A 14,736-nucleotide genomic window follows, 5' to 3' on the forward strand; every position below is an offset into this window, starting at 1 on the left:
TAGGGGATTGAAGAAAGTGCACTGTCAGCAGGCCCAACCCCTACATCGAACATCATTTTCGACGCTACAGCTAAACGCTGCGAGCAGAAACCTACGCACGCGGTGATAAAATGCAACTGCGCATAACGTTCCTACTATTTAGGTTGCTAAGATGAATTCTCGCAAGCACGCCCTGGCTATCCGGCTCTCCAGTGTCGATCAGGCACGTGTGGACAGTGGAGAATTGGCAGACGCGCATGAAGCGCTGCGCCAGGCAGCGCGGCAGCAACATTCAGGAAGCAACGATAAAACAAACATGAGGAAAAAAGCGGGGGAATCCGCATCGCATCGGTTTTCTGAACATGACATAGCCATTTTGCGTGAATGTCCCCCGCATTTCGGTAAATTGTAAAAGGCGCTCACTTTCCAGTAGCGCTTCTTGCAACCGTCCAGGTGGTAGCAAGAAGGGAATATAAGCTACTGTACGTGAGTATCGTCTTTTGCCGGATGCTCACGCTGTGCACGTATTTCGTCACGAATCTCGGTTAAGAGCGCGATTTCAGCGGGGATTTCTTCTTCCTTTTCAGGTTCGGCGTTGCGCTCGCGGAGCTTATTGAGCGGGTATACGATGAACACGTAGAGGGAGACTGCGATAATAAGGAAATTTACGACGGCGGTGATGAAATCACCGAAAGCAATATGGCCGGAACCTACATGCCAAACAAATCTTCCGTCGAAATTCGGCTGCCCAAAAATCGCGGCAATGAGTGGCATAATGATTTTTTGCGTCAGCGATGTTACGACGGCGGAGAAGGCCGCGCCAATAATAACGCCGATGGCAAGATCCATAACGTTTCCGCGAGAAATAAACTTCTTGAAGCCCTGAATCACGGCTTATCCTTTCTGAAGGGTGAGTATAGGTGTTTAACATGAATATATTTTTCAAACATGCATAAGTGTACAGGCTTTATGAAGTGGGACGTTTTCTTAATATTCGAAAAGTATCTGTTCGTGGCAGTGTTTTACGCGCGTCGTTAATGCGTCAAGATGCCTGGTTAGTGACGATGTGCCAAGATGCCTGGTTAGTGACGATGTGCCAAGAAGCGCGGTTTGTGGGGAGGAATGAAAGGCGTGCTCTGTAACGATGCGCCGAAAACCTGCTCCAAAAGATGCGCAAAAAGTGCGGTGTACTTCCAACATTGTTGGGAGAAGTTCAGGTGTTATGGAGGCTCTGTGCTGGATTTTTCTGTGGTTGAGGGGAGCGCAATAACAGCGTTCTGTGTTGCGTGCGTGAGCACGGACTGCGCGTCCTTAGTAGGAATGGAAACGTAAAGAATAGTGGCTGTTGAAGTGTCGAGGCCGCCACTATGCGCGGATTCCTTTCCTTTTCCGACGAGAACGGCTCCAGAACACAGAATTGTTGATTGTGCGGGCGCTTGATTCTCAGCTCCTAACGGCATGTTTTTCGGTGTCGAATACAGAGTCAGGTGAGTCCCGGTGTCAAGAAAACCCGCAAAAGATGCGTCTTTTACCGAAATAGGGAGAATCGTGTGGCCACCAGGAGCGCTATCGAGAAATTCAGAACTAAGAATATGCTTTTTACTCAATGCACTTCCCTCAACACTGTTCACGGCGAGAGTTTTCCCAACAATACTTTGTGCATCACGAACAACGCCTTGGGGAATTAATCTTTCCGGCACGTGTTCTTCGCGAAGATCCTGCTCAGAAAGCACGCTCCCCGCATGAATGTCGCGTTGAGCAACAACAACTTTTTCCATAACCGGCGTTGCTGGCGCAAAAGCAGAGATAACAACGTATAGCCCTGCCAGAATGCACAGAAGCCAGAGGACAGCCCTGTATGTCCATAAAAAAGCGCGAAGTTTTTGCATACATGGACTGTACAGCGTAAAACTTCGCGCTTTTTCGTCGTCGTAGAAAAATGTGGAAAACCGTAAGTGGCATCAAAGCTGTGGATAAATTTAATCCCCAAGTTTAATGACGCGGTCGGGAAGGATTGCGTAGGAAACCTTCATATCTAAGTTATCGTGAGGAAGATTCATATCCACAAACTCGTCCGGGAACACCATAGCCGCGATTTTCACATTTTTCGGAACCGTTTTCAAAACGCGATCATACCAACCGCCACCCTGCCCCAAGCGGTAACCCTGTCGATTCACAAGCAACGCGGGCAAAATAATCACACTGACCTCTTTGAGCGCACGGCTATCCAGAGCTTGACCGCTGGGAGCCGGTGGACGTCCGGGCGCCTGAGCGCTCAAATCGTCGTCGCTAATATACCAGGCCCACTGGCGGGCGAGCTTTGGCCCCAGTTTGGGCACGAGAAGCCGGTGCCCCTCCCGTACAAGACGCGCACTCAACTCGCGCGTGCCCGGCTCATTCGCTACGGAAATATAGCTTGCAACTGCTGGCGCATCTCCAATAAATTGAGAAATTGTTTCTTCCCACTGTGCATTTGCGTCAAGTTTTTCGTTTCTGCTCCGCTTGGAACGGTTTTTGCGGACGGCTGCGCGAAGAGCTTGTTTTGCCTCAATCATGGGCAGGCTGGAAACATCAGGGTACAGTTTGAGAGCTGAAGTCATATATCTATTATCTCATTAACCCCTCGAATATTGTGAACTGATCCACACGCTTAGAGCTCAAAGCCAAAGCGGAGCATCGCTAGAGTGTCTCACACAACTAATCCACACGCTTAGAGCTCAAAGAGTGTTGTGAGGCGCGAGGTGGTGTGTACGTTACAGAGATTCTGAGAAAACCGGTACGCTTAGTAGGTAGGCTAGGAGGTCGTAGTGAAAACCGTTGCCCAGCAGTTGGAAAAATTTTTGAAAGTGGCGCAGCCCATGGCGCCCCTGGAAGTGGAGTTGGCGGATGCCGTCTCCTGCATTCTGGCGGAGGATGTCCGCTCCCTCGTCGACGTTCCTCATACGAATCTTGCGGCCCTTGATGGTTACGCGGTTCGTGCAGATGAGACTTTCGGGGCTTCTGCGCATCCGGTAACGATGCCGGTTGTGGATGAGGTTTTTGCGTCGAGTACGGAACGGATGGCACATACGGTGGGTAGTTGTGTGCGAATCGCTTCGGGTGCGCGAATGCCGACGGGGGCGGATGCTGTGGTTCCCCTTCAGAGCACAGATTTGGGTACGGCGACCGTAACTATTAGGGAGCGTGTTGCGCCGGGCGAAAATATGCGTGCGCAGGCGGAAGATGTTGAGGCTGGTTCCGTGGTTGTGCAGGCGGGCACCCGTATTTCTTCGCGGCATATTGCGCTGTTGGCGGCTGCTGGACGTGACCGAGTTGTTGCGCATCCCAAGCCGCGTGTGGTCATTATGTCTATCGGGGATGAGCTTGTGGAGCCGGGTAACGCTTTGGGAACCGGGAAGATTTACGACGCTAATTCGCACGCTTTGGCGACGGCTGTAACGAATGCGGGGGCGATTGCTTATCGGGTCGGGGCTGTTCCCGATGATCGCAATACCCTTCGAGAAGCGTTAAAGGATCAATTGCTTCGCGCGGATGTCATTATTACGACGGGTGGCCTCTCTTTCGGTGGCGGGGACACGGTAAAAGATGTTCTTTCCCCGCTTGGTTCGGTGCGTTTTGATGGGCTTGCTATGAATCCTGGTCGCCAGTTGGGTGTGGGGACGATTGGCGATGTTGATGGGGGTGATGGCGGGCATGATTCTGTTGTGATTTTCTGCCTGCCGGGAAATCCTGTTTCGGCTATGGTTGCTTTTGAGGTGTTCGTTCGTCCAAGTTTGCGCAAGATGGCGGGATACAAGCATCTAACTCCGCGCTCCATTCGCGCACGGGCTACTCGCGGAGTGATGAGCCAGGTGGGGAGCCAGGATTATGTACGCGCCCAGGTTTACGGCGATCCACATGGCGGGTATGAGTTTGACCCTGTTGGCGACGTTAATCAGTTGAGCGTCTCTGATTTTTCTGTAGCTAACGGTTTAGCTATTGTTCCTGCGGGTGTCGAGACGGTGACCATTGGCGACGAACTCGAATGCATGATTCTTAACGTGTGATTTTGGTCATATTTTGTGGTGATTTACGCCGTAATTTTTCACATGATTCACATGAATCACACCAGTGTAATTTTCTGCAATATTGTGGGAGCGTCGTCCCTATTTTTTCCACTTCAACCCACTAAAGTTACAGTGTGGGACTTCAGGGATACCTTCTTTTAGTAGCGGTGATTTTCTTTCTGGCGTTTGTTATGCCAAAGATGGCAAAACGCCGTTTCGTTGCGTCTGAAGTGCGTATTGATGAACGCTATTCCACGAATTTAAGAATGCTTACCCTGTCCGAAAGGACGGAGGTTCTGGGTGCAAAAGGTGCCAGTGGCGCTATTTTTGCCAAGAAGCCGGAGGTTATTGTGGCATCGAATTTAGGTGAAAGGCCCGGGCCTGGGCGCCCGAGTGTCCGAGTATTGGCGCGTCAGCGGGCTCGGCATAAGGCACGAATTTCTCAGCGTGCAGCTAACCGCCAGCGCGGTTTCGTTGGTGCCGGCATTTTGCTGACACTAACCCTTATTTTCGGGATTCTTGGGTTTAATGCGAATTTCACGAAAGTTCCGTTCTGGATTTTCCTGTTTTGCACTCTGGTATATGGCGTTTCCTTTGGGTATTTGCTTGCGAAAATGGGTGAAGCTACCCGCAAGGATCGTCAAGCCATCGAGGATTTAACTGAAGATATGGAGCATGTGCGAGGGGCAGAGAAGCCGTATTTTCGTCGTCCAACACGTCCTTCCTCGGGTGTTTCTGCGAAGAGCGCGCGTTCCGGCCTTTCGGCACCTTCCGCGTTTTCTGCACACGTGTCCGTTTCCGATACTGAGTCAATTGAGACGGCTCAAACGGCCGCTACGGTTTCTGACGATGGCTCTACCTTCCCGGAAAATGGTGACTTTTCGGGAAAAGCTCAAACCCGGTTGGATAGGGAGCATTCAGGGCGTGATTTTTCGCGCTCCGATAATGCACGTTCAACCGGGATTCCTCTCGCTATTGAAGAAGGTTTTGTTGCCTCGTCTGATTTCGCGCCGATTAGTGGTTCGCGCCGCGAAGCTGGTATGAATGATGGGGCTGTGTTGGTGAGTAAAACTCGCACGGTTCCGATGCGCCGGGCGAGTCAAGTTCAGGGCGATTTACTTCGCGGTGCATCTTTGGAGGTTCAAGGCAGGGCTCAACGCCAGATTGAATCGGGTGCGCAACCTGGGGCTGTGCGTTCTCCATCCGTTTCTTCGACGACGGCTCAAGCGCGTTCCGCGGTGCCTTCTTCGCCAACTGTCCGTACGGTGACGCCTAGGAATATTGCTCCTTATGAGCCACCTGCTCAAATTGAAGCGCCTGTTCCGTATCGCCCTAAGACTGTTGGTGAAAAGGTTGCTTTTAGTGATGAGTTTGTTTCTCAGGATTCGGCCTCTCGTCAGGGTGTGGAGGTTCGTGATGATGCTGTGGTTCAGGAGAGAGGGTATGTAGGCCTTGCCGGTGGTGTTGCTCTGGATAAGCTCATGAAGCAGCGTCGTGCCTAGATGCGTGTATGTTGAAATTGTGTTGTAGGCGACGCATCGCGTAAAGGCTTTTGTAAAATGCTGATTTAGTGGTAATCTATCTAAGTCTCGGGGCTATGGCGCAGTTGGTAGCGCGTTTCGTTCGCAATGAAAAGGTCAGGGGTTCGAATCCCCTTAGCTCCACAGTGACGCAGGCCGAGTCCGTGAAAGTTTACTTTCACGGGCGAGGTTCAGGAAACTGTATGTAACATGAAATGTTACCAATAAGGAGAATCGAAGGCCGTTAACGAAAGTTAACGGCCTTTTTCGTGGAGCTGGGGATTCGAACCCGTGAGGGCTGGTTCCGTGTGGAAAAAGCGTAGCTTTTTTAGGAACCAGCGTGACGTGGCTGTGCCACGGAGCGTAGCGGATGCGGAGCAGACGCCGTTCCCCTTAGCTCCACCATTATCACTCAACTTTGGATACAAAAGTGTGAGTGCGAACAGAACCCCTCGGGTTCCGAGTTTTACTTGGTAGAACGCGGAAAACGAGGGGTTCATTGTGTTTCTGGCATGGCTTGGGGCGGGCGCACGCAGAGCACGTTAAGGCTGTGCTGGCTTTCCGGCGTGTCCGGGTCGTGGTACTGTTCACGCAGCATCTCGTAGAGGCGCCCGAGCAGCGCGCCCGCGTCCAGCGAGACCTTCTCTTCGCGCTCTGGTTATGCACCGCCATGTTCCAAGAAATATCCATCAAAACCCGCACTCTAACCTTCGTTCTGTTCAGTGACACTCAAATTAATACACGACGGCACTGACAATATGCGCGTCGGGCTGATGAACAACGATTGTATGTTCAAAAATCTGCTTTGGCGGGAGCCTCGCGGGCTGGTGAAGTTTAAGAGAAGTCGAGTTGCGAAAACATCGAGGAGTTCCCACTTCCCACGGCGCTGGTGGTGGTCAACAGTCAAGCGATAGGCATAAGTCCAACAGTAGCCTTGTTAACCACAAATTCAAGCAGAGCTGTGAATTAGTTAACCCTCTATGCTAACATTTCGTGTAACCCTATGAATAAGCCTACTCCGGCATTCGTATCGATGATTTTTGGAGAATTTATGCGTCACGTTGATGTGCGTCATATTAAAACCTACAGCTTTACCGCGGCTTTCGCGTTGGCTGCCTCACTGCTAAATCCGATTTCTGCGCTAGCCCAGGATCAGGCCTTGCCTGAGTCGCCTGGAACTGTCGCTCAAGCCCAGATCGAACGAGCGGAGGAGACTCCGGAGTCTACTCAGCCGCTCGAGGAGAGCCAGCCTGCAGCCACTGAGACGGCAAGTACCCCCTCCTCAGAGCCTGAGGCTCAGGGTCTTGAGGTAGGGGAGGAGCTAGCCGGTGAGGCCGTCGGAGCGCCGGCAGCTGTGCGTGAGATTGGCTCTTTCTCAGATCTCATTCCTTATCTGTCCGTACGCCAGCTTCCTAGCGGCCCGTGGGAAACCCACAAGCGCCTGGTTCTAGAGTCGGGCAGCTATAAGCTAACTAAAGACTTCGAGATCTCCCTTACCAATCCCTATTTTGCCGACAAGAAAGACTACATCGAGCACGGCATCCTCTCGGTTGTTGGTTCCTTATCGTTTGACGGCAACGGCCACACAATCAAGTTCCCAGATAAAAAGGCGCGCGGCCTTTTCGGCAGCCTGGGCCACAACGAACAGCCCTCCCGTCCGGAGCCTCACGTGACCAAGGTTCAGAACCTCACCTTGGACTTCACCGGAGATGTGCTCGGCTTCCCATTCGCTGAACAGGCTCGGGGATATCAGACGCCCAACGCGGACGGTCTGCCGGCCACGGAAAGCCTGCTGAAGAACATCACCCTCAACGTTGCGGGCAACGTGGACTCCATTCCCTCCCACGGACTCGTCCTGTCCGACAATCACTTTGCTAACGGTAATTTCTACTCCAACATGGCCACAGGATTTAGCTGGTACTTGGCTGCTATCAACTGCGAGGATCTCGACATCAACATCGGCGGCAATGTCGGTTCCGAAACGGCTTCGACAGGCCAGGTTAACTTCAACGGGAAGATGGCTCCCATCACTGCCGCCTCCTATGGTTTCACCTCCCACTTCGACAGGAATCTACCGAGTAGCGATACGGCCCCCGGGAAGAAGCTACGGGCCCAGTACCGTGACAATAACAATCCGGCTCCGCTGCGAAATACCGGGCACGTGCAGAATCTTTCCTTGACAGTCGGCGGGAACATCCAGGCGGTCTCTAACAACCTCGCCTACGCAGCTGGCCTTTCCAACGACGTGGCTTCCGCCTGGGTGGACAATGCGAAGATCGACGTTGGGGGAGACATCGCCGCCGTGATGAACACGGGTTTCAAGCATCCTTGGCGCACCGAAATGCCCTATGCCTACGGCATTGCCGAGAACACTGGCGTGTTGATGAATTCTAGCCTGAGCGTGAACAACATCCGGTTCTCTAGCCCGGAGACTCTCGACGGAAGTGCGTCGCCGGCCCCGGCCAATAATGTCGGCAAGATCGGAGTGGTCGGCTACGACGATAACCACGGATACCACACGAACATCAGCAACAACACCTTCAATATCAAGGAATCGGTGACCGCGAAGACAGGACTGCACCTGATCTCGCACATCGGGCACGGGATGCGCTGGAACTCAAGCGGTAAGTATGGCTTGAACTGGGTTGTCGTAAACAAGGACAACAAGTACTCCGTGGGCAAGGTCGACCTGACCGGCATGAAGGGTGCCCAGATCGTCTTTGACGCACTTGGCAAGAAGACCCGCACCGGAGAACGCGATGACGCCAGCCTCCCGAAGCTACCGGAAGTGGCATTAGAAAACACGACACTCAATGTTGGAGAGTTCAAGATATCGAACCCAAAGGGCTCGACCTGGGTTAATTTGGGGCAGAGCAACATCGCTGGGGCCAAGAATAACTTCCTGACCTACGGAAATGTCACGGTCGAGACGAACAATCTGCGTGAATTCAACGGGCTGGGAGGCTTGAAGAACGAGGAACCAGAAACAAACGTCTACGAGCCGATTACCCAGAACAACCATCTGGTCACTGGCGACATCACCCTCACGGCGAACGACGCCAGTTATGTTTCGTTGATGTTTGGTAGTCAACCCACGGATCACGCCGTACGCAATAACAGTGCTCGGGTGAAATCCTTCGCGCTTAACGTAAATGATGAAAATGCAACGCGCCAGACCCTGGTCGGAGGCATCACCCCCTTCGCAAGAGGTGAGCTCACCGGCAACCGTGTTTACGTCGGAGACTTCACCGTAAACAGTAAGAAAACTAATCAGACATGGATTTCACCGGGCATTGCTTTCGCTACAGGCGCAAAGATCACCGATAACAGCGTTTTCGTCGATAAAAACATCAGCATCGGGCACGCTGGCAAGGGGATCATCGGCGGGTTCATGAGCCGGGCTATAAAGGCCACCAGCGTTACTGGTTCTTCTTTCCAGCTTGGCGGTGTTCAGGAGACGAGTGGCAATGGTTTGATTTACGGTGCTTTCGCGGGACAGCTGGACGGCTCCACTGTCTCAAGCTCTAGCGCATTAAATCTCAATGATTTTGCTCCCTTCGTTTATCAGAGTACTGGAAGCACCACGACTCCATCTACCCTGGACGGGGTAGCGCTGTACAACAATGCAGCTCTGCCCAACAGCCTGCCCGCTCTGCAGCTGTTTGGCTCCACGATGTCCGTGGTGAAGAACTCCACGCTACTAGTTCCTGCCGAACACGCTGATTCTCCGCTCTACTTTGCCGATCACGTTATCGGTGACCAAAGCGTGAACAACTACGTGGTTGCCGTCAACGATAAGGACGGGGAGCTGAACCGGATTGCCTACAGCGCGGCAACCGAGAAGACCGTACAGGTTGATGATCAAGGTACAGAAAAGCAGGTAATCGCGCGTGCTGCAGAAGCCGAGCCTGTGGGCTCGATCAACATTGCGGAGCGCGCCTTTCAGAGCAAGTACTGGACCAATGATGTTTCGGCCTACGTGACGGGCGCAGACGAATCTGACTTTAGCTACATGAACAAGGATTCTTCTAACAAGACGATAGAGGCATTCTTGGTGGACAAGGGGGTCGTCTCGGCTGACCTCAAGCAGGGCAAGCTAGCGGACTACTACCACCGTCACGCGGGCCTGCGGGTTGCGGGCGGGCCGGTCTACGACCTGCTTGGGATTCCGGTAGTGGACAAGTTGCTCAAGCCCACACCGGAACCATCCCCGAGCGATACTCCCACTTCGAGCAAAACGCCCAAGCCCGAGCCTGGCAAGCCGAAGCGCAGCGGGCTACCCAAGACCGGCGGTGATTTGGTTTACGGTCTCGGGGCTGTAGCGCTGCTACTAGCTACCGGTAGCCTGGCCATGTTGGCTCGCAGGCGTCGGGGCTAAGCCAAGATAGGCTCGCCCCCCCGGCCTAGCTGGGGGGCGAACTTTTGACAACGCGTTTAGAACCAAGAGGGACCCCAAGTTTCACAAGAACTGTGACAACCTGTGGGTAGTGTTCGAGGCCTTGCGAGCTTCCTTGTTTGCGATGGCTTCCTTGGCTTGGTACTCGCGAATCTTCGCGTCGTACTTCGCCTTAACACGCATTCGTCTCCTAGATTGCCCAGCGATCAGGAGAACTCACCGCGTAGTTCACGCCGATAGCCTCGAAGTGCTTCATCGCTGCTGTGATCTTCGCATTCTCGCTCGGACGACGTTTCATCGGATCCTGGCTGGACTTCGTCTCACGAACCACATACAAGTGCTCGATCCCATCTTCGACCTTGATGATCGCCCAGTCCGGGTTATAGTCCCCGACCGGAGTAGGGATGCGGAACTTGTCGGGCAGCTTCATGAACAGTTTGATGTCCTCACGCCCATCCAAGTACTGGGCGAACTGTTTCTCCACGGCCGAGTCGAAGACCACGTAATCGAAGTCGGTTTTCTCCTTATGGGTCACCTTGTAGAGCTGGTCGATAAAACGATCCTTCTCCTCAAGCCCATCGGCCTGTAGCTCACGCAACTCATAGATACTGCCACCGATCGGCTCATACTGGATCCCTTCGATGAGGGTGTGAGCAAGCTCAGTTTCGATGCACCCGGTGACCATCTTGATGTAGTCATTCGGGTTCGTCAGGAACTCACCTACCCGCTCCGAACCCAGCAGAATGTCGATAATCGTTTTACGGGTCAGCGAGGTAGACTCTTGCAGCTGTAGCACGATGTCAGGCAACGGGTAGGACTCTTTGAGTACCTCGTCACGAAACCCAAGCACCGAACCTTTCGGCCCACCACGGGTCAGCTCCACACCAGTGCGAGTGACCTGGATACGGATCGGCTGAATCTCTGGTGCTTCCTTGATTCTTGCCACACATCGTCGAACCAGGTCAGCACGATCTAGGCTCACCCGGTAGGTGGTGCGCGATGTGATCTTCTCCCAGAACTCCTCAAACTCAGGCGTGGCATACACCTGCTTGTTCAGCGAGCGAACCACACGCTTACGCTTGGGCTTGACCAGCACTTCGATCTTGCACCGCTCAACCAGGTCAATGACTTCTTGCTCGTAGTCGGCGTACTGTTCAGGCAGCCCGACCGTAAAACCGAGTTGTTCTGGCACCCACGTGCCCTGGACCTCGCCCGCATCGTTGATGTAACCGCGCTCGCGCAAAACCTCCCAGATTTCAGCGGAGCGGCGCGTGCCAAGGCGGGATTCCTTACCGGCCTCAACGATCGGCAGCTCAGCGAACTCAGTCTTACGCACGTAACCAACGGCAACACCGGCACGCTTGTACTCGTCCTGCAGTGCGGCAGCAAACGCCGCATACGATTCGTTCGCCACGACCGTCAATTGTGCGGTACCGGCGTCCTTGACGCGCTCACCATCCTGGTTAACCGGCAGGCGCAAACCGCGCCCGATGGTCTGACGGCGTTCAGTATCGGTGGACATGTCGCGCAGGGTGCAGATCTGGAACACGTTCGGGTTATCCCAACCTTCACGTAGCGCTGAGTGGGAAAAGATGAACCGAACCGGCTCATCCATGCTCAGCAACCGAGCCTTGTCCTTCATGATCAGCTCATAGGCGTCATCATCAGCCTTCGTCTTACCCGAGGAGTCCTTGAACGTCACTTGCGCAGCCTTGCCCTTGCCCCGCTTCATCTGAGCAAAATAGCCCGAGCGTGCCTCTATCGGATCAGCAGGCAAGAAAGCATGCGAGGCAGAGCTCTTCGCACGCTCCTCCTGATAGATAGCATCAAACCAGGTTGCGAAATCACCGTTGGCATCCAGATTATTGATGCCCTCACCCAGGTAGGAGGCGACTTTGTCGATGAAGAACAGCGACAACACCTTGATTCCCTGAGGGTGCACTTGTTCCTCTTTGCGGATGTGCTCGCGCACGGTCTCGCGTATCATTGCTTGGAAAACGGCGTTTTGGTTTCCGCCGATCTCTTCCCCCACGCGCAGATAGCCATAGTTGGTCAACTCGATCTGCTCAGGCACCACGCTGATCTCGTTGATCCGCCAATTCCCCTCATACGCCGAGTTACCGCCAGAGAGCCGCTCCAGGTCAGCGCCCTGAGTGGCATTAACCTTCCGCTTCGCGTACGAGCCGTCTTTCTTACGGCAGATCAACTCCAGGCCAGCTTTGAAGGTCGGGTCACGCTTGACCTCAAGCAGCTTCACATACGGTTTAGCCGCGCTCCCGAGCTCTTGCGCATCCGAAACAACGATCTTCTTCACCAGCTCCAGCCGATGCGCATCCAACGGATCCAACCGGTAGACCACGTTGCGGGCCGTGCGGTGCGTGGCAGAGTACCGGAGCGTACATAACGGGTTCAGGTCAGCCACAGCAGACTGCGCGAGCAGGGATTCCATGTTCTGTGGCTCGTCCATGATCACAATCGGCCGGGTCGCCTGCAAATAATCCAACGGGCGCAGCCCTGAAAGTTTGTCGCGCTGTTGGTGAATGATACGGGTGTTCTTATCGCCCCTAATCGAGTCAATCGTCATCACCATGAACTGCAAGGACGTGGCCGTAGCAAAATCCCGTACATCCTCAGCACGGTCACCGGAGTAGACGGTGTAGTCCATGTTGATCTGCGGGTACAGGTGGCGGAAGTGTTCCCGCATCAACTGGATGCTGGCCTTCACACCCTCACGGATCGCCACCGACGGCACCAAAATAATGTACTTGTTGAACTTATACTTCATGGCCAGCTCAAAGGCCGTGCGCAGGTAGACATACGTCTTACCCGTACCGGTCTCCATCTCGATGTCGAACTGCAAGCCATCAACCAAGCCGTCGTTGATTTCAAGGCCGTTGCGGTCCTGCACGCGCTTCAGGTTCTCGAAGATCGTGTCTTCATCGAGGACAAGATTGTTGCCGTATGCGCCGATTTCTAAGAAGACGTCTAAAGCTTCCTGGCCACTGACATCTGGTAAATCGAGCGTCTGCTGTGATGGTAGGTACTGCAGGCTGGTCAGAAGCTGGTCTGCGTCAGCTGGTTGCCCATCGAACAGGTCGGTAACGGCTTCGATCGCGCTGGTTTGGTAGGGCTGGCGCGGGTCAAACTTGAATTTCATGGAACTCAAACCCTCCTACGCCGTCCACAAATCGATATTGCGTGTGTGGCACTCCTGCACCAGGTTCGTCTTCAACTCGTCATTGCCCTGGAATGCATCCTCCAGAACCACCAGACGCCCCGGCTCCTCACCGGCCAAAGCGCGCAGCTGATCCAGAGTCGGTTGTGTGTGCTCATCCAAATAAGCCAACACTAGGCCATCAGCCACACTAAACACACTCAGACCCGCCACCTCAACGGTCTCGATCCTCTCCGTCAGCGAGAACCCAAGCTTCAACAACACCTCAATCAACAGTGCTTCGGGACGGGCATGATTGTCAGCAGAGTCAGCCAAGTCGGCAAACAAACCGACGAGCTCGTCTTCGGAGAGTCCAGAGTCTGCCTTCCACTTGGTGAAGTTCGTGTCCACTAGCTTGTACGCCCGGAAGCCCACATCGAGAGTATCAGCTCGACCGTCGAGCTTGCTTGCCTCCTCTTCAAGGATCTTTTTGCCAGCGCGACGGATACGCTCGCGCGAAATATCAGCGATTGTTTCGAATCCGGCTTCACGAGCTGCAGACCCTTCAGGGGTAGGCTCAGGCAACTGCACGGAAATACACCGGCGGTTTCCACCATCTTCAGCATTCAACTTCATCACTGCATGTGCCGTAGTTCCTGAGCCAGCGAAGAAATCGAGAACGAGATCGTTCTCACGGAGATTGGCAAGCTTTATGAGTTCCTGAACGAGTACACGGCTCTTTGGATTATCGAATGGTAAATCTATTTCCTTTCGGATTTGGGAGGATTCTAGATCCGCCCAAAGTGATGTTCGAAGCATGGTTTCTGACGGTGCAACCCAATGCTGAACTCCACCGTTCTTTCCTGTCCCATTCGTTATCCGTCTGATGAACTTTCGAATTCCAGTGCGTGAGGAATACTGTTCAATAGTTTCTTTATGACTGTATTCCTTTAAGAATGTCTCGTAGTTTTGCACGGCTTCCAGGGCTTTTTCTTGAGAGTTTCTCCATTGCCCCTCTGTTGGAGTGAATCCGAGCAATTCATATCTCATGGTTGGTCTATCGGCGCCACTCCAAAAGACATCCCAACGCCCCTTCTTTTGAATATGCTTCTTCTTGACGTGAAGAGGAAATAGAGTTGCTTGGTCAGATTTTGTGTAAACGAGAATACTTTCTGCGCCTACGTTTAGTGATGTTAAACCGCGAGGAGAAAACTGAGAGTTCAGGCTTTTCGTGCGCCTACGCACAATTAGAGTATTACGGTAATTGTGTTCTCCATAGAGTTCGTCACAAAGCTTCTTGAGATTTGCGTGTTCGCTTTCATCGATACTGATGAAAATGAAGCCGTCCTGCGCAAGTAGATTCCGTGCAAGTTTCAGCCGCGGATACATCATGTTGAGCCAGTTGGAGTGAAAGCGCCCAGTTGACTCAGAATTAGTAGACAGCTTTCCACCCTCATCGGTTTGGCCGGTGAGTTCAAGGTAGGAGCCGATCGAATCCGAGTAGTTGTCGCTGTAGACGAAATCCTTACCCGTGTTGTAAGGCGGATCTATTTTCATACTGTTAACCATACAATTTAACGCCTGCCGGCTGCCGTACGAAAATCTTGAGCGCCGTACGAAAATGGGAAAAGAGCTGGTGTA

At 53.3% G+C, this 14,736-nt stretch carries 9 protein-coding genes and 1 tRNA gene; 5 read left to right on the forward strand and 5 right to left on the reverse strand.

The window, feature by feature from the left end:
- Nucleotides 1-151: 151 nt before the first annotated feature.
- Complete coding sequence (locus tag G445_RS0102085) at nucleotides 152-391, forward strand: hypothetical protein (protein WP_026420874.1); 240 nt, start codon at nucleotides 152-154, stop codon at nucleotides 389-391.
- 65 nt (nucleotides 392-456) lie between these two features.
- On the opposite strand, the gene mscL is transcribed toward G445_RS0102085, so the two are convergent.
- The 3 genes from mscL to G445_RS0102100 form a co-directional block, all read right to left on the reverse strand.
- Nucleotides 457-870, reverse strand: a complete 414-nt coding sequence (mscL, locus tag G445_RS0102090; protein WP_022865915.1) for a large conductance mechanosensitive channel protein MscL — start codon at nucleotides 868-870, stop codon at nucleotides 457-459.
- 329 nt (nucleotides 871-1,199) lie between these two features.
- Nucleotides 1,200-1,868 carry an SAF domain-containing protein gene (locus tag G445_RS0102095; RefSeq protein ID WP_022865916.1) on the reverse strand — a complete coding sequence of 223 codons (669 nt, stop codon included), beginning with the start codon at nucleotides 1,866-1,868 and terminating at the stop codon, nucleotides 1,200-1,202.
- 90 nt (nucleotides 1,869-1,958) lie between these two features.
- Nucleotides 1,959-2,579, reverse strand: coding sequence for a 5-formyltetrahydrofolate cyclo-ligase (locus G445_RS0102100; protein WP_022865917.1), 621 nt, complete (start codon nucleotides 2,577-2,579; stop codon nucleotides 1,959-1,961).
- A 207-nt stretch (nucleotides 2,580-2,786) separates the two neighbouring features.
- Here G445_RS0102100 and G445_RS0102105 point away from each other — a divergent pair, with 207 nt between their 5' ends.
- From G445_RS0102105 to G445_RS11630, 4 genes are all read left to right on the forward strand, one after another.
- Complete coding sequence (locus G445_RS0102105; protein ID WP_022865918.1) at nucleotides 2,787-4,025, forward strand: molybdopterin molybdotransferase MoeA; 1,239 nt, start codon at nucleotides 2,787-2,789, stop codon at nucleotides 4,023-4,025.
- A gap of 134 nt (nucleotides 4,026-4,159) precedes the next feature.
- The gene (locus tag G445_RS0102110) at nucleotides 4,160-5,527 is read left to right on the forward strand and encodes a hypothetical protein (protein ID WP_022865919.1); all 1,368 of its coding nucleotides are present in this window, start codon (nucleotides 4,160-4,162) and stop codon (nucleotides 5,525-5,527) included.
- A gap of 89 nt (nucleotides 5,528-5,616) precedes the next feature.
- A tRNA-Ala gene (locus G445_RS0102115) sits at nucleotides 5,617-5,689 on the forward strand.
- 907 nt (nucleotides 5,690-6,596) lie between these two features.
- Nucleotides 6,597-9,923 (forward strand): LPXTG cell wall anchor domain-containing protein, encoded by a 3,327-nt coding sequence (locus G445_RS11630; protein ID WP_022865922.1) that lies wholly within the window; start codon nucleotides 6,597-6,599, stop codon nucleotides 9,921-9,923.
- A gap of 208 nt (nucleotides 9,924-10,131) precedes the next feature.
- Here G445_RS11630 and G445_RS0102140 read toward each other — a convergent pair whose 3' ends face one another.
- Together G445_RS0102140 and G445_RS09245 are read right to left on the reverse strand one after the other, a co-directional pair.
- Complete coding sequence (locus G445_RS0102140) at nucleotides 10,132-13,098, reverse strand: restriction endonuclease (protein WP_022865924.1); 2,967 nt, start codon at nucleotides 13,096-13,098, stop codon at nucleotides 10,132-10,134.
- Nucleotides 13,099-13,113: 15 nt separating this feature from the next.
- Nucleotides 13,114-14,736 (reverse strand): site-specific DNA-methyltransferase (locus G445_RS09245; protein WP_211210495.1); only part of this gene is annotated, 1,623 nt, incomplete at its 5' end.

Origin of the sequence: Actinotignum urinale DSM 15805, from assembly GCF_000420445.1 — a bacterium.
GTDB lineage: Bacteria > Actinomycetota > Actinomycetes > Actinomycetales > Actinomycetaceae > Actinotignum > Actinotignum urinale.